18 protein-coding genes and 1 pseudogene are annotated in these 15876 nt (G+C 71.1%); all 19 read right to left on the bottom strand.

Going from position 1 to position 15876, the window contains the following annotated elements; all coding sequences use genetic code 11:
• Positions 1-210: 210 nt before the first annotated feature.
• On the bottom strand, positions 211-1473 hold the full coding sequence (locus ABD284_RS20445; RefSeq protein WP_344146013.1) for an ABC transporter substrate-binding protein: 1263 nt from the start codon (positions 1471-1473) through the stop codon (positions 211-213).
• Positions 1474-1524: 51 nt separating this feature from the next.
• Positions 1525-4251, bottom strand: coding sequence for an alpha-L-rhamnosidase (locus ABD284_RS20450; protein ID WP_344146016.1), 2727 nt, complete (start codon positions 4249-4251; stop codon positions 1525-1527).
• Positions 4248-5069 (bottom strand): carbohydrate ABC transporter permease, encoded by an 822-nt coding sequence (locus ABD284_RS20455; protein ID WP_344146019.1) that lies wholly within the window; start codon positions 5067-5069, stop codon positions 4248-4250. The genes ABD284_RS20450 and ABD284_RS20455 overlap by 4 nt, the downstream gene beginning before the upstream one ends.
• Complete coding sequence (locus ABD284_RS20460) at positions 5066-6022, bottom strand: carbohydrate ABC transporter permease (protein ID WP_344146022.1); 957 nt, start codon at positions 6020-6022, stop codon at positions 5066-5068. The genes ABD284_RS20455 and ABD284_RS20460 overlap by 4 nt, the downstream gene beginning before the upstream one ends.
• Before the next feature lie 309 nt (positions 6023-6331).
• Positions 6332-6637 (bottom strand): hypothetical protein, encoded by a 306-nt coding sequence (locus ABD284_RS20465; protein ID WP_344146025.1) that lies wholly within the window; start codon positions 6635-6637, stop codon positions 6332-6334.
• Between the two features lie 86 nt (positions 6638-6723).
• Entirely contained in the window at positions 6724-8202 is a 1479-nt protein-coding gene (locus tag ABD284_RS20470) for a tyrosine-type recombinase/integrase (RefSeq protein WP_344146028.1), read from the bottom strand.
• A 2-nt stretch (positions 8203-8204) separates the two neighbouring features.
• Positions 8205-8438, bottom strand: coding sequence for a helix-turn-helix domain-containing protein (locus tag ABD284_RS20475; protein WP_344146031.1), 234 nt, complete (start codon positions 8436-8438; stop codon positions 8205-8207).
• Between the two features lie 178 nt (positions 8439-8616).
• Positions 8617-9426, bottom strand: coding sequence for a hypothetical protein (locus tag ABD284_RS20480; RefSeq protein WP_344146034.1), 810 nt, complete (start codon positions 9424-9426; stop codon positions 8617-8619).
• 181 nt (positions 9427-9607) lie between these two features.
• Positions 9608-10006: pseudogene (locus ABD284_RS20485) on the bottom strand (IS982 family transposase); the annotation flags it as partial.
• Complete coding sequence (locus tag ABD284_RS20490) at positions 9979-10137, bottom strand: hypothetical protein (protein ID WP_344146040.1); 159 nt, start codon at positions 10135-10137, stop codon at positions 9979-9981. The pseudogene ABD284_RS20485 and the gene ABD284_RS20490, both read right to left, overlap by 28 nt.
• A gap of 60 nt (positions 10138-10197) precedes the next feature.
• The gene (locus tag ABD284_RS20495) at positions 10198-10536 is read right to left on the bottom strand and encodes a hypothetical protein (RefSeq protein ID WP_344146043.1); all 339 of its coding nucleotides are present in this window, start codon (positions 10534-10536) and stop codon (positions 10198-10200) included.
• Positions 10537-10639: 103 nt separating this feature from the next.
• Entirely contained in the window at positions 10640-10882 is a 243-nt protein-coding gene (locus tag ABD284_RS20500; RefSeq protein ID WP_344146047.1) for a hypothetical protein, read from the bottom strand.
• A 104-nt stretch (positions 10883-10986) separates the two neighbouring features.
• Entirely contained in the window at positions 10987-11112 is a 126-nt protein-coding gene (locus ABD284_RS20505) for a hypothetical protein (RefSeq protein WP_344146050.1), read from the bottom strand.
• Between the two features lie 49 nt (positions 11113-11161).
• Positions 11162-11392 carry an integrase core domain-containing protein gene (locus tag ABD284_RS20510; protein WP_386699617.1) on the bottom strand — a complete coding sequence of 77 codons (231 nt, stop codon included), beginning with the start codon at positions 11390-11392 and terminating at the stop codon, positions 11162-11164.
• Positions 11385-11963, bottom strand: coding sequence for a hypothetical protein (locus ABD284_RS20515; protein ID WP_344146056.1), 579 nt, complete (start codon positions 11961-11963; stop codon positions 11385-11387). The genes ABD284_RS20510 and ABD284_RS20515 overlap by 8 nt, the downstream gene beginning before the upstream one ends.
• A complete protein-coding gene (locus tag ABD284_RS20520) occupies positions 11960-13366 on the bottom strand; it encodes a hypothetical protein (RefSeq protein WP_344146059.1) in 1407 nt (468 codons plus the stop codon). The genes ABD284_RS20515 and ABD284_RS20520 overlap by 4 nt, the downstream gene beginning before the upstream one ends.
• Complete coding sequence (locus tag ABD284_RS20525) at positions 13363-14172, bottom strand: ABC transporter ATP-binding protein (RefSeq protein WP_344146062.1); 810 nt, start codon at positions 14170-14172, stop codon at positions 13363-13365. The genes ABD284_RS20520 and ABD284_RS20525 overlap by 4 nt, the downstream gene beginning before the upstream one ends.
• 68 nt (positions 14173-14240) lie before the next feature.
• Complete coding sequence (locus ABD284_RS20530; protein WP_344146065.1) at positions 14241-15050, bottom strand: hypothetical protein; 810 nt, start codon at positions 15048-15050, stop codon at positions 14241-14243.
• Positions 15047-15607, bottom strand: coding sequence for an RNA polymerase sigma factor (locus ABD284_RS20535; protein ID WP_344146394.1), 561 nt, complete (start codon positions 15605-15607; stop codon positions 15047-15049). The genes ABD284_RS20530 and ABD284_RS20535 overlap by 4 nt, the downstream gene beginning before the upstream one ends.
• Between the last annotated feature and the right edge of the window lie 269 nt (positions 15608-15876).

Consider the following 15876-nt stretch of genomic DNA (forward strand, 5'->3'; position numbering starts at 1 on the left):
CCTCATGCCCGTTCGTGGTGCTCTCCGACGGGGCAAGGCGCATCCCGCACCGGCGAAATGCCGGTCCGGGATGCTGGCGCTCCCATCGACGCGGCGGCTCCCCACGGTCGGGCGCACCTCTGCTGCAACGGGCAGCGGGCCGCACCCCCGCCGGACGGGGGTTGCGGCCCGCTGCTGCAGGAGGCGGCGCTGTACGCCGACCTCACGGAGCTACTCCTCGGTGTAGGCGTCGTCCATGTCGGCCAGCACCGCGTTGGGGTTGGCCTGGCCGGTGAGCAGTTCCTGGACGCCGGTCAGGTGCACCGACTGCACCTCGGCGTTGGGCCAGCGCTGGTCCATGAACGGCACCGTGCGACCGGAGTCCTGGAACTCCTGCGTCGGCGCAAGAACCGGGTCGAGCTCGTAGGCGTCGGTGGGCATCCCGGGCAGGGCGCCGGCGGTCTCCGCATACAGCGCCACGCTTTCGGGCTTGGCCATGAAGTCCAGGAACCGCTCGGCCAATTCGGGGTTGGCGGCCTCGGCGTTGGCCCCGTAGGCGCCGCCGGCCGCTCCGGGCATCAGCGTCTCGTCGGGATCGTCAGTGGCGGGCAAGGCGAACATGCCGAACTCGGTGTCCTTGGCCTGGGAGCGCAGCTGGTTGAGGCTGGAGGTGACCTGCACGACCGCGACCGCGTCGCCGGTGGCGACCTGTTGGAGGGAGTTCTCGAAGCTGGTGCCCACCGGGTCCTCGTTGAAGCAGCCCTCCTCTTTCATCTGCAGGTACTGTTCCATGGCGGTCTGCCACGCCGATCCGGTGAAGGTGGCGTCACCCTGCTGCATGCGCTCGGCGAAGTCGGGGGTCTCGCCGTAGACGAGGGTTGCGGCCAGCGCGTAGTCCACGAGCTGGGTCACCCACGGGGTTTGTGCGCCCAGCGCGAAGGCGACCTTGCCCTCGTCCTGGGCGGCGGAGCACATGTCGAGCACCTGCGACCAGGTCTCGGGGGGTTCGGTGCCGATGGCCTCCATCGCCTCCTTGTTGTAGAGGGCGCCGATGCCGGCAGCGGTCATCGGCAGGATGTAGGTCTTACCGTCGACCTGCGTGACCGAGCGGAACCCGTCGGGGATCTTCCCGGCCCAGGAGGCGTCGGAGAGGTCGGCCAGGTAACCGTCCGGTGCGATCGACGCTACCGCGCCGGGGTTGCCGTTGCCGGGCCAGGCGAAGAACACGTCGGGCGCAGTTCCCGAGGAGAGCTGGGTGCGCAGGGTGGCCTGATACTGGTCGGTATCGGCGAAGCTGGTCTCGATCTCGACGTCGGGGTTGGCTTTCTGGAACGCCTCGATGACGGCTTCGGTGGAAGCGCGGTCGGTGGCCACCGAGGCGATCTTAAGGCTGTTGGGGGCGTTTTCCTGCGATGCGTCGGGACCGGCGGCGCAGGCGCTGGCCAGGACCAGCGGCGCCAGGGCCGCCGCGGGAAGGAGTCGGCGCGTTCTCATGGGGATCTCCGTAGTGCTGTGTCGGGAGGGGACGGAGCCGGCGCGTGGGCATCACGCGGCGGCGGGTGCGGGTGCGGGTGCGGTGAACGTGTAGGCGCCGGATCCGGCGCCGAGCAGGAGGTGGTCGGGGCCCTCTCCCAGGACGGCAATGCCCGCCTGCTCCTCCACGGGCACCCCGGATTCGGCGACCTGATCGGGGGCGTGGGTGGGGACGCGGACGGTCGCCCGGGCACCGGGCGGGACGAGGACGTCGAGGGTGAGGGTGTCGCCGTCGATGCGCCAGTGGGACTCGACGCGGCCGCGCACCGATTCGTAGGATGCGCGGGCCCAGGTGAGCCGCCCCCCGGGGCGCGGGGCGAGGAGCAGCTCGGCGTAGCCGACCGAGTCGGCGGTCTGGTCGATTCCGGCGACGTGCCGGTAGAGCCAGGCCCCGATGGAGCCGAGCGAGTAGTGGTTGAACGAGTTCATCTCGGCCGACTGGAACCCGCCCTCGTCGGTCCAGCCGTCCCAGCGCTCCCAGATCGTGGTGGCGCCGTGGGCGATGGAGTAGCCCCAAGAGGGGTAGCGGTCGTCGTGCAGCAGCGCATAGGCCAGGTCCGCGCGCCCGATCTCGACCAGCACCGGGCACAGCAGTGCCACCCCGACGAACCCGGTGGTCAGCGAGCGACCGCGGGCCTCGATGTCGGCGACCAGATGCCCGGCGGCCGCCTCCCCCTGCTCGGGGGTGAGCAGGTCGAAGGCCAGCGCCAGCAGGTAGGCGGTCTGGGTCTCGCCCTCGATCCGGCCGTCGGCGGTGACGAATGCTGCGCGGAACGCGGCGGTGATCCGGGCGGCGAGGTCCGCGTAGCGGCGGGCGTCGTCGTCGCGGCCGGTGGCCGCCGCGGCGCGGGAGACCAGGTGTGCGCTGTTGGCAAAGTAGGCGGTGGCGAGCACGTCGCGTGCCGTGTGCACGCCGACCTGCAACCAGTCGCCGTAGTGGTTGCCGGTGGAGTTGCGCCAGATCAGGTCGGGGTTGTCGCGGCGGATGTGCTCGACCCAGCGGGTCATCGCCGGATAGCAGCGCTCCAGCAGGCGCGCGTCGCCGTAGGCGCGGTATAGGTGCCAGGGGAGGATGACCCCGGCGTCACCCCAGGCCGGTGCTCCCTCCCGCTCCAGCAGTAGCAGCGGGGCGACGTCGGTGAAGGCTCCCTCGGCGGTCTGGGCGTCGACGACGTCGTCCATCCAACGGGCGAAGAAGGCGCCGGCGTCGGCGTTGAGGCAGGCGGTGGGCGCGAAGATCTGCGCGTCGGCGGTCCAGCCGAGACGTTCGTCGCGTTGCGGGCAGTCGGTGGGCACCGCGACGAAGTTGCCCCGCTGGCCCCAGCGGATGTTGCGCATCAACCGGTCGACCGTGGCGTCGGAGCAGGCGAACTCCCCGGTCCAGTCGAGCTGGTTGTGCAGCACCCGGGCTGTGACCTCAAAAGCCTCGGGTGCGCGCGACGGTCCGCTGATCTCGGCGTAGCGGAACCCGTGGACCGTGAACGAGGGCTCGAACACCTCGCCGCCGGCCTCACCGGCGCAGACGTAAGTGTCGACGGCCTCGGCAGTGCGCAGGTTGGCGGTGTACAGCTCCCCCTTCTCGTCGAGGACCTCGGCATGGCGCAGCACCACGCGGGTCCCCTCCGGCTCGCGCAACCTCAGCCGGACGCGTCCCACCGCGTTCTGGCCGAAGTCGGCGATCCACCGGTCGGGGCCGAGACGCTGGATGCTCACGGCGGGAAGCTCCTCGGTCACGCGGACGGGCTCGTCGCGCTCGGCCACCAGCAGGCCGTGATCGCGGCCGAAGACGCCGGCGGGGACCCAGTCGGTGTCGTCGAATCCAGGGCGGTCCCAGCCGCGGGGTTCGAGCCGGGCATCGCGGTACTCGCCCATCAGCAGGTCCGCGGCCACAACGTCGCCGGGCGACTCCGTCCAGTCGCCGTCGCTGACCACGGCCCGGCGGGAGCCGTCGGCGTAGTCGATCACGAGCTGGACGAGCAGCCGCGGCGCCGGGCCGTAGTGGCGGCCCTGGCGGCGCCGCTCCATGCCGACGTAGCCGCTCCACCAGCCGTCCGCCAGCACGGCCGCGACGGTATTGGCGCCTTCGGCGACCAAGTGGGTGACGTCGTAGGACTGGTAGGGCTGGCGGTAGCGGTAGTCCACCCAGCCGGGCGCGAGTTCGGCGTCGCCCACGCGCTCGCCGTTGATGCGCAGTTCGTAGAGGCCGCGGGCGGTGACGTAGGCGCGCGCCCGGACCGGAGTCTGCTCGCTGTAGTAGTCGCGGCGCAGGTGGGCGGCCGGATCGATGTCGGCCAGCGCCGCCGAGATCGGCACGTCCTGCGGAGGTTCCATCTTCGGCGCGGTGCGGGGGGCGCGCCCGATCCAGGAGGCGCTCCACTCGTCGGCGTGCAGCAGACCGGTCTCGAACCAGGAGGTGACCGGCGCGCTTTCGCCGCCGTCGGTGTCGCGCACCTGCACGCTCCACCCGTAGCGGGTGGACGACTCCAGCGGCTGCCCGTCGTAGGACGCGCCGGTGCTGTCTTCGGAGCCGGTCCAGTCCGGCTCCCACACCGGCCGGTCGGCCTCGCCGTCGGGGCGGCACCGCCACACACGCAGCCGGTAGGCTGCGGGCGCGTCGCCGCGGCGGTCGGAGCGCAGCCGCCACCGCAGGCGGGGATGCGGCTCGCCCAGGCCGAGCGGTTCGCTGCGCTGCTCGCACTGCAGGTGGTAGGGCGCGAGCGCGCTAGAAGACGTGGTCAACCTTTGATCCCTCCGGCGAATCCCTTGATGATGTGGCGTTGCATGAGGAAGTAGGCGGCCAGGATCGGCGCGACGCCGATCACCAACCCGGCGAAGACGAGCTGCCACTGCGAGGTGTACTGGCCGACGAATCCGAAGATCGCGACCGGAATGGTCTGCTGCGTGCTGCCGCTGAGGTAGAGCAGCGGGGTCAAGAAGTCGTTCCAGACGAAGATCGTGTTCAGAATGACGACGGTGCCGGTGATGGGCCTCAGCAGCGGGAACACCACGCTGCGGAACGCGGTCAGCGGGCCGCACCCGTCGATCAGCGCCGCCTCCTCGTAGTCGCGCGGCAGCGCCCGCAGGAACCCGGTGTAGAGGAAGACCGAGAACGGCACCTGCAGCCCGGAGTAGAACAGCACCAGCGACCAGACCGTCCCGAGCAGGCCGAGGTCGCGCATCGTCTGATACAGCGGGATCAGCGCGAGTTGGAAGGGCAGCAGCAGCCCGAACATCACCAGCACGAACGTCACCCGCGACCAGGCGGCGCTGACCCGCGCCAGCGGGTAGGCCGCCAGCGCGGAGACGGTCACGATGACCAGCACGCTCAGCACGGTGACCACTGCGCTGTTGACGATGGCGCCGCCCAGGCCGGCCTGCTGCCAGGCGTCGGCGTAGTTGCCCAGCGTCGGGTCGGCGGTGGGCACCATCGCCGGGGCTGGATCGCCCGGTTCGCGCAGCGACAGGTTGACGAGGATGTACAGGGGGAAGGCGAAGACCGCGGCGGCGGCGATCATGACCGCCTCGAGAACCAGGGTGCGCCAGGTGTAGCGGTTCATCGGGCAGCACGCTCCTGCCGCGCCATCGCGCGGTACTGGACTACGGAGATCACCGCGACCAGGGCGGTCAGCACGAGGGCTACAGCGGTGCTGTAGGCGTACTCGCCGAATTGGAAGGCGTTGCGGTAGATTAGGGTCGACATGGTCTCGGTGGCCTGGCCGGGACCGCCTCCGGTGAGCACCCAGACCTGGTCGAACATCTTCAGGCTGTTGATCATCGACAGCATCAGGTTGATGGTCAGCGCGGGCAGCAGCAGGGGCCGGATGACGTACCAGAACCGGCGCGCGGGTCCAGCGCCGTCCACGGCCGCGGCCTCGCGCAGCTCTCGGGGCACGCCCTGTAGCCCGGCCAGGAAGATCACCATGGAGTAGCCGGAGAACTGCCAGATCACCGTGGCGATGACCGACCAGATCGCCAAATCAGGATCACCCAGCCAGTTCTGCGTGAGCGCGCCGAGGCCCAGCCCCTCCAGCGTGGAGTTGATCGCGCCGTTGGGGGCGTAGAGGTAGCGCCACAGGTAGCTGGTGACCACCGGCGTCATCACCGCGGGTGCGAAGAACAGGATGCGCAGCACGTTGCGGGTCTTGATCAGGCTGTCGACGCCAAGTGCGAGCAGCAGGCCGACGGCGTTCTGCACGAGGGTGACGGCGAACGCGATCAGAACCGTGTTGACGACGGCGCCCCGGGCGGCGTCGTCATCGAGCAGCTCGCGGAAGTTGGCCAGCCCCACGAAGGAGAAGTCACGGCTGAGGCCATCCCAGTCGGTGAAGGCGTAGACCGCGCCTTGGCCGCTGGGGACCAGCAGCACGAAGGCGTAGAACAGTAGGGCGGGCATCAGGAAGTACCAGGGGACGCGGCCTACCGGCGGCGGCCGGCGGGAGGCTCGGGCGGGCGCCAGCTTCACGGGCGGAGACGCCGCGGGGGCGGGCGCGGGGTGGACGTGTCGAGTCACGGAGGGGGTCCTTACACGTTCCTTGAACCGGTCTCACAAGAACGTCGCAGCTCAGAAGGATGCCTGAAGGGCGATTTAAAATTTGAAACGTTTCAAGTTCTTGGACGTCAACCGTAGGTTTCGCGGTTGCCCGCGTCAAGACTCCCCGGGCCGATTTGTTGATCCAGGTCACACCCAGCGGCGTCGCGGAAGCCCAGGCCAAGCGTGAAGTGTCCGCCCCGCGCAAGCGGGGGTGAGCCGCGCCTCCTGCAGGTCGTGGGCGGCCTGCTGGGTCCGCCCCGACCGCAATCGGCGGTGGGGGCGGGGGTGTCAGCGGTCGCGGCTGCCGGGCATGAGGAGTTGGAAGTCGGCGAAGCTGTGGCGAATGAGCCGCTCCATCTCCTCAAAAGTGGGGCCGGAGCGCTCGCCGTAGGGGCCGATCAGGGCGGCATAGACCGGCACCCAGGTGTAGCCCGGTGGCAGGCGGTCGTTGACGTGGGCGGTAACCATCCGCGCCAGGGCGGCCAGGAGCCGCTCGCAGGGGTGGCCGGCGATGGAGTCGACGAGGATGGCCAGCAGGATGTCCTGAGCGAGGACGGGATCGCTCAGATGCACGCTGCGGGAAGCGGCAGCCATGGGCGTCTCCTTCCAGTCGGGATCGACAACGCGCGTAGGGGCGAGGCGTCGGCCCCACCCCGGGGGGCGGGCGCGCCGCGGACATCTCAGCGCGGGCGCGCACCGGCCGTGGCCGTGTTGGCGAGGAGCCCGGCGGTGGCCTCGGCGGCCTCCCGCGCGACCTCGGGGAACACGGTCTGGTAGGTGTCCTGGGTGAACGTGGTAGTGGAATGGCCCAGCTCGGCCGAGACCACCTTGATGTCGACCCCCGCCGCCAGGCCCAGCGAGGCGGCGCCGTGGCGCAGGTCGTGCAGGCGGATCGGCGGGAGATCGGCGCGGGCGACGATGCGGGCGAACTCGTCGCTGACCCAGGAGGGGCGCAGCCCGGTGCCGTCGGGGTTGGTGAACACCAGCCCGCTGTCGTGCCAGCCCGGCCCCGCAGCCAGGCGTTCTTCGGCCTGGCGGGCGCGCCAGCGCTGCAGTAGGACGGTGGTGGCCTCATCCAGGGTGACGGTGCGCTCCCCGGCCGGGGTCTTGGGAACCGTGGTGAGCATGTCCCAGTCCAGCTCGACCACGGCGGTGCGAATGTCGATGGCCGCCTCTTCCAGCCGGGTCTCGGCCCAGGGCAGCCCGACCGCCTCGCCGCGGCGCAGCCCGCGGTGCACCAGCAGGTGAAACAGGGCGTACAGCCGCTGGTCCCCGGCGGCGCGCAGGAACGCGGCGGTCTGCTCGGGGGTCCACAGCATCACCGGCGAGGGGACCTCGCCGGTGCGGCGCCACTGCTCCAGGCGTGCCCGGGTCCACACCCGCGGGCGCGGGCGCGGCGCGCTGGGCAGGCTGAGGTGGCAGGCCGGATTGTGCTGCAGCGGGATGTCGGGGCGGGCCAGGGCGGCGTTGAGGGCGCTGCGCAGAGTGGCGCGAATGCGCTGCTGGGTGGCCGGTGTGGCGATCCGCATCCCGCGGACCCGGGCGCGGGCCTTCTCATCCTCGGAGCCGCGGCAGGCGCGGATGTGGTCGTTGCGTTCCTGAATCGCGTCGAAGACGGCCTGGACGTGGAGGGAGCGCAGCCGGTCCAGCCGGATGGGCCCCAGGTGCGGGATGAAGTAGTGGGTGATGTGGCTCTGATAGGCGCGCCGGGTGCTTTCCGCCAACTCGTGGGTGGCCACCCACTCGGTCAGCCACTGCTGCACGGTGGGCGCCTCGGCGGCGGGGTCGGCCCCGCCCAGCAGGCGGCGCCGCACCTCGGCGGTGGCGGGCAACTCCCGGCGCTCGCGCAGGGTTTTCTGAATGAGGTCGGCGACCTGGACGGCGATGTGCTCGTCGTCGGCCAGGTCCAGCAGGGTGGCGACGTGCTGCAGGGCCTCGGCGGCCTCCTCACGGGTGGCCAGCCCCGCGCGGCGGGCTTGGCGCCGGGTGCCGGCGTGTGTGGGCGGCAGCTCGATCTGATAGCCCCACGTGCCGTGGGTGGGGCTCCAGGCGCCGTTGGCGCGCTTGAGCTTGGGGCAGCCCGCTCCCAGCCGGGTGCCGGTGTGCGGGTGGGTGCAGCTGCAGCGTTTGAACACGCTGCCGTCGCGGTTCCGGGGCATACCTAATCCTCCTTGTCGGTCGCGTCGGGCGGGTAGGTCAGGCCGAGCAAACGGCACACCCCGGCGGCGGGGATGCGCCAGCGCCGGCCCGCTTTGAATGCGGGTGCGGGGAACTGGCCGGTGGCCAGCAGGGTGTAGGTGCTGGTGCGCCCGATGCCCAGCAGGCGCCCGGCGGCGGGCGGATCCAGCACCGTCGGCAGCTGGGCCAGCTCCTCGGCGGTGAGCGGCTCGGGCACCACCGGCCTCACCCCCGTCCCCGCAGATGGGGGTGAGGCCGGGTGGCGGGCCCGGCCGGGGCCCGATGGGATTCAGGCGCGCCTTGGGCCTGTGACGCAAGCCGATGGGCGAGTCGAATGCGGGATCCCGGGAAAGCGTTGGTGCGGCGGGTGCCCGGGCCGGGGGCACGACGAGGGGTCATGTTTCCTCCGCGGTGATGCGTTCGAGGATGCGTTGGCCGCTGCGCGGGGCCACGCCCAGGCGGCGGGCGAGGTCGGCACCGGTGATGTCGGGCTCGAGCAGGAGGATCGCGCGGGCGCGGGCGTCGGTGCGCTCGCGGCGGCTGCGCCGCGAGGGGGCGGGGCCCGAAGCGTCGGGGGGAGGGTGGAGACCGGTGCGGGGAGAGGCGGGATCGACCAATTGCTCCCCCGCGTCCAGGGAAGGGAGGGAGGACCGAGACGAGGCGGAAGCGTGGCGGGGGGCTTCGGGCGCTTCGAATGGTGCGGTCTTGGCGCCGGCGGCGGGTGGGGCCGCCGGCGGCTGCGGGACCGGGGCGGGGACGGTCAGCTCGGCGGTGATGGCGGCGAAGGCCGCCCGGTAGCGGGGCGCCGCCTCGGCCAGCAGGATTAGCAGCAGCGGCGCGATTGCGTGCAGCAGGATCCCGGCCGGATCCGGCGCCCAGACCAGGTGGCGCCCGAAACCGGAGAACACCGAGCTCCACACGTTGAGGGTCAGGGTGGCCACGCCGGCGAAGGTGCGCAGGCACCACGCCCAGGCGCCAGCGCTGCGGCCGTAGCGGGAAAGGACCGCGTCGGAGGAGAGCACCGCCCACAGGGCGATGCCGACCAGGGGCTCCAGCAGCCAGGCGATCCAGGCGGGCACGCCGTGGGCGATGGCCAGCAGGGCGACGTTGACAGTCGAAAACGCCAGGGCTCCTGCGGCGACCGCGGTTAGGGCGTAGTCGAGGGTGCGTCCTGCGCGCTGGATGCGCTGCAGCTCGGTGGACACGCTCCTCCTCAGCGGCCGGGTGACAGTGGCGAAAGGGGCCCGGCGGGCGCGCGCCTACGTTGGGTGGCGCCCGCCGGTGCCCCGCGGGGAGGGGGTGGGGCAGGGCGGGATCGCGGCGTCGCGCTCCCGGGCCCGCTCGGCGAAGCGGTCGCTCTCGGGCTAGATGAGTAATTCCAGGGGGTTAGTGATCGTAGGCGGTCAACGACCGTAGGACGGGCTGCCCGGTGCGGTCGTTGTGCCAGACGGCGGCAGTCAGAGCGAAAATGCGCTGAAGCACCCGGACGATGACCCCGCCCGGCGTGCGGCCGCCGTGGCGCTCCAGGTCCAACCGGCCCTTGAACGTCTGGTTGATGGACTCGATGACCTGCCGCAGCGGCCGGAACAACCTCGATCCGGCCCGCGGGGGCTCGCCCTTGCGGGCCGGACGCAGCAAGCTCAGGCCGGCCTGGCCCAGCTCCTGCTCGAACGCGCGTCCGTAGTAGTTCTTGTCGGCGATCAGCGTTTGGCCGGGGCGGCGGGAGACCAGGTCGGTCTCGGCCTCCAGCATCCCGGTCAGGGTGGTGCGCTCGTCGGCTTTGGCGCGCCGGCGTCGCTGAGGCGGGGTTGGAAGCCGGTGCCGGGGCGCCGGGGTGCCAGGTCCGGGTGCTGGCTGATCAGGTGGTCGATGGTGTCGTAGAGTGATCGGGCGAGGGAGTTCAGGTCTTGTGTCACGACTCGGCATTGAACTCCCTCGTCTCATGTTCAGGCCCGGGACCCCCTGGAATTAACCATCTAGATGAAGGGGGCGGGGTCGATGGCGCCGTGGTAGCTCATGAGGGCCTCGTGGGCGCGGCAGGCCTTGCTGGGGATGGCCACGGCCCGGTAGGCGGCCGCGCCGATGCGGTGGTGGGCGACGTAGTGCGCGCCCTGCCACCGGGCGACGGTGCCTAGCGCCTCGGCCGCCCGGTCGACCTCGATGATCTGGTCGCTGTCGGAGCCGGAGGGGAAGTAGGCCAGCTCGAGGCGGGTGATCTCGGGCACGGGAACCGCAGGGCGGGTCTGCAGGAAGTCGGCGAGGGCGTGCAGGTCGGCGGTGATGCGCGCGCGGGCTGGGGCATCAGCGATTCGCATTGGGGCGTCCCTTGTCGGTGGCGCCGGGCCGCGGGCGCGGCCCGGCGAAGCGGTCACGGCGGGCAGAGGGCTAGCCGATGGGCGCGGTGCGGTGGGGGTGTGCTCAGTGCACCGATGGGCTCGCCGATCGCTGGTCGCTCAGCAGCCGTGCGAGGGCGTGGGCGGCCTGCAGGGATACGACGCCGTTGCCCAGGGCGCGCAGCTGCGCCCGGCGGGACAGGCCCAGGTCGGGGTCGGTGACCCAGCCCGTGTCCAGGCCCATCATCCATTCGACGAAGTCGGCGGCCAGCCGCGGATTTCCGGTGCGGCAGGGCTCGGTGGGGGCGGGGGCGCCGCGCCCGACCACGGCGGCCCAGGACGCGATGGCGGGGGCGTAGGGGCCCCACGCCGTGTCGGTGCGGTGCCCGTGGGTGCGGCCGGGCGCGGCCCGGTCGGCGGTGGCCGGGCGGGTCAGCGAGCAGTGGTGGCGATGGGCAGCAGCGCGACCGCTGCGGCCAGGGTGGGATCGCCCCGCGAGCCCCGCCGTCCCGTGCTGCCTTTGGTGGCGTCGTTGGCCAGCGGTGTGGGCAGCAGCACGGGCGGTGCAGGTGTTGCGCCCTGAGTTTGTTGCAGGCGTCGTTGACTGTCAGCCGGCCCGTGCGGGCTCGGCGGACTGATCGTAGCCGCTCATGCGGTGAGCGGCCTCGACCTCGGCGGGAGCGCGCTGGCCCAGCTCGCCGTGGAGGCGCCGGTGGTTGTACCAGTCGACGTACTCGGCGAGAGCGAGCTCGACGTCGTTGACCGATGCCCAGCCGCGCCGCGCAATCGGCGGGACGACGGCTGGGGCCGTCAAAGGGTGAGTGTGACGCTCATGCAGGTCGAGGCCCCCATGCCGCGTAACCGATCACCCCCACGGCGGCGAACACGAGTGCGGTGGTCATCGCCGCGGCGCTGTCCGCGGGCTGCACCAGCCAGGTCAGTACCCGCAGCGCATCCGAGTCCGCCTCGATCGGCACGTTCGCCAGTAGGGTTGCCCCGAAGGGAAAGCACCAGCCGAACGAACCGCCGGCCAGAACCGCGCCGACCCCGGCCAGACCGGCCAGACCGGCGGCGTCTCTGACGATCGCCTCGGTCTGCAGATGGGAATCGGCCAATACGTCCACCGCAAGGGGGCCGGCCGCTGCCATCGCGGCGAGGGCGACCAGGTGCGCGGCACGCCGGGGCGGCCAGGTGAAGGAAGCCGTACGCTCACATGCGGCATCGAACCCGCACAGACCGGCCGAAGCCGCGGCCACCCCCAGTACCATCGTCACGCTCATCAGTCGGCTACCGGTCTGGTCGGCCCCCCACCAGAGGGTGAGTCCCCACAGAAGGACGGCCCCGGCCAGGAACCCGAGCAGTGCGATCGGTAGCTGCCGGGACCGGGTATAGAGGGTCACCCATCTCATCGAGGGTTCACCCCTTGGGTGAGGAGATCGAGCTGGTCGCCCTCGCAGGTGAGTCCGGCCTCGCGCACGGCGGCGACCCGGCGTACCTGCTCCTCGCGCGGTAGGGACCGCAGCGTTTCCCAGGCCGGGCGCACCATCTCCTGATAGGCGGAGCTGTCCTCGGAGATCCACGGGTACAGGATCGGTATCGGCTGTAGTTCCGCACCCAGCAGCCAGTTGGCCGTGACGATGCGCGCGGAGATCTCCGTCTCCTCAACGCCGCAGGCCGGGGTTCCGGCGCCGGCGAGGAGCGCCCTAAGCAGCCCGTCCCCACCATCGGACTCCCCTTCTCCACTCTGCTCGAACCGCATCAGTATGTCGGAGCTCACCGAGACCGTGTCCGCGGTCCGTGGCAGCGAAGCCCGCTCCTCATTACCGAAAGCGGGTACTTCCTCCACCGAGGTCGGCGCTTCCGGCAGGACTGCGAGCTTGGCGAGCGCCTGCCCGGCGGTACCGGCGAAATCGTCCAGCAGGTGCTCGTGCGCCCGGGTTACGCACACCCGCGGCCCGTCCTCGTCGCACACCAGCGCCGCCGCTTGGGTGTCGTGGGGGTAGGCCGCGCTCGCCTGGCCCGGTAGCAGGACCATGGCCAGCACACCGCCGAGGAGACCGGGCACCGCTGAGGCGATCCTTGTCCAGGAACCCCGCGCCGCCAGCAGGACGAACCCGGTCGCGGCGATACCGAGGAACCACAGCGCCTGGGCAAGGCTCACCTGGTGGGCCACCAGCCTGTAGGCGCTCTCGGCACCGTCGAGTGCCGGTGAAAGCAGCGCCACTTTCATGCGCCACGGGTCGGAACCGGCCTCTACGGAAATCCCGATATTCAGCAGCATCATGACCAGCGCGTAGCCGCCGACCGCCACGAGCGGCGGCGTCACCATATACGGCAAGAGGTGGCCGAGCCCCATTCCCAGCAGGCTCCCCGCGACCAGCGCGAGAACACCGACGGCGAACACGGCCAGCCAGGAGAGCGAGAAATAGCTGGTGGCCGAGGCCACCTGCGCCGCCCCTACCGCGAATATCGCTGTGCAGGCGACGGTCAAGCCGATCGCCACCGCTGCCGCGAGCGTCGCCGAGCGCTGCCACGGGGATCGCGGCGTGCTGGAAAGTACCTCGTCCATCCGCGAACGGTGCTGCCGAGTGCCCTGCCAGGCACCGAGGCCGACCACCACCGGCCAGGTGAACATGAGCATGAACCGCTGCCATTGCACGAGTCCCTGCCACTGCTGGTCCCACGCGCCGGTCCCCTTGGCCCAGGGGCCGGGGAGCAGGTACAGCAGGGCCAGTGTGAGCACGGCCAAGGCCAAGCAGATCCACGGTGCGGTTGAGCGGCGCAGCTCGGTGCGCAGAATCCTCGCGCTCATCGTGCTCCCTCCCCGGTGGCGTGGTGGCGGGCCAGCAGGGCCGAATATCCGCGCTCGCTCGGGCTGTCACCGGAATCGGTGCCGCTGCCCGCAGCGGCGAGATCGGCCGCTCGCCCTTGGAACACCAGGCGCCCCTCATCGACAAGTGCCACATCGGTGCACACGGTGGCGACGTCCTCCACCAGGTGCGTCGACACCACCGTGCAGGTGTCCTCGCTCAGCCCGCGCAGCAACTGCCTGAACTGCATGCGCTGCGATGGGTCCAGGCCCGCGGTCGGCTCATCGAGCAGCAGGACCCGCGGGCCGTTCACGATGGCCTGGGCGATTCCGGCCCGGCGCGCCATGCCGCCAGAGAGCGTTTTCATCCGGTCATCGGCCCGGTCTGCCATACCGACTTTTTCGATGGCATGCTGCACCGCATCGGCTATACCGCTCTTGGGTACCTCCTTGAGCCATGCCATGTACTCGACGAACTCGCGGACGGTGAACCTGCGGTAGAAACCGAAGTCTTGCGGCAGATACCCGATCTGGCGCCGTATGCGGCGCAGATCGACGCGCCCTCTGACGGACTCGCCGAGCAGCTCCAGGCCACCGCCTGCCGGGCGCAGTACCGTGGCCAGCGCCCGCATCAAAGTGGTCTTGCCTGCCCCATTGGGACCCAGTAGGCCATGCACTCCCGTGCCGAACGCCAGATCGATCCCGTCCACGGCCATCCGCCGCCCGGCGGCGACCCGCAGCCCTTCGGCGCGGATCTCCCAGGCGTGGTTCGCCGGGGCGGTCTCGGCCGCCCCCACCACGCGTGCCATCACATCTCTCCTGTCTTCTCCACCTGCTGGGTTTCCGACTTGGATACGGGCTTGGATTCCGGCTGCTCTCACACCCGGGCGAACGACCTGGCGCGCAGTATCAGCACCGCGGCTGCGACCGCGAAGACGGCGCCCCACACCGGAACGGCCACCGGGGCGACCGCTACCGGCAGTTGCGACGTCAGCAGGCCGGGGGCGAGCACACCCAGCGACCACAGCGTCACGACCACAACGGCAGCGCGCTCCAACCTGATGACGCTGCCGAGCGCGAGGGTTACGGCCGTGCAGGCCAGACACGGCAGTAACCAGACCACCGATGACGTGCCTAGGGTGAGGCCCGCGACGACCAGCACCGGCATCACCACTGCCAGCACGGCTACCGTGCGCCGCAGCAGCAGATAAAGCCCTGCTCGCGGGGTCGCGGCCACCAGTTCATATGCCGGATCGAGACTTTTCGTCCATACTGCGGCGATGCCGAGCACCGGAACGACCGGGGCCAGCAGCAGCACCAGCGGACGGCCTCCGGGGACAGCGAAGAACGAATCGACGGCCACAGCCAGCACTGCCACCAGTGCCGCACCGACGACCCACGGAAGCATCACCGGCGAGGTCCAGCCCGCCAACCGTGCCAGCCGCCCCCGGCGGGGTACGGGCGGGCCGGTGGTCAGGGACGGTGCCAGTGCTTCCCAGGTTCGATCGACCAGCGCCGCCGTCCGGGGCGCCTGGCCGGGCACCTCCTCGGCGAGGCGGGCGCGACAGGACGGGCAGGATTCCAGATGCGATTCCAGCGACCACAGCACCTCGCTGGCGATCGCGTCAGCGCGCGCGTAGCGGCGGATCAGCTCGATGGAAGCATGCGCCTTGTGCTGGTCGTTCATGACAGTGCCTCCCGCATGATGATCCGCGCCCGGCGCGCCCGAGTCTTCACGGTTCCCTCCGGCAGTCCCAGCAGCACGGAGGTCTCCCGCACCGACAGCCCGTCGAGCACCATGGCCTGCAGCACCTGCCGCAGTTCGGGTGCCAGCGTGTTCAACGCGCTTCCCAATTCGCCGCTGACCGCTCCGGCCAGCGCTTCGTCCTCCGCGGCTGGGGCGGCCACCGGTTCGGCGGCTTCCGGAGGCGGATGCACATACCGCGCACGGCGCCGGAACGCGTCCACGAGCCGACGCGCGGCGATGGTCCACAGCCACCCCGCGGCGCTGCCGTCCACCGCTGTCCCGGCAAAACTTCCCGCCGCCCGCCATACGGCGAGGTAGGACTCCTGCAGCACATCGGCCACGATCTGCTCATCGCTGCATCGGCGCCGCAAGCGTAGGGCCAGCCATGGCGAGGTCCGGCGGTACAGCTCCTCGAAAGCCGCCCGGTCCCCCTTGGCAACCAAGCGGACGAGGTCGGCTTCGTCGGCCGACTCGATCCCTCCCCGCGTTTTTCTCACGTTTGGCAAGACGCGGCGGATCCGCGATCGGTTCTCACTGAAAGGTGACGTGAGTCACATTGCAATTGTGCCGCATCGGTCACGGTTCCCCCCGCCGCGGCGTGGTTCGACCGCGACACCGGACTTCTGGCCCTCGCCCACGAATAGAGCGTGCTGGGCCGGATCGAGTCGGCGCCGCCGCGACCGGGCCGTTCGGCGGTGGTTTGCGGGTGCAGGCGGCGAGATTCGGCGTCGGGGGTGACAACGGCAGGCAGGCGCGGTGGAACAGC

It is taken from the genome of Streptomonospora arabica (assembly GCF_039531585.1).
In the GTDB taxonomy this organism is placed as follows: Bacteria; Actinomycetota; Actinomycetes; order Streptosporangiales; family Streptosporangiaceae; genus Streptomonospora; species Streptomonospora halophila.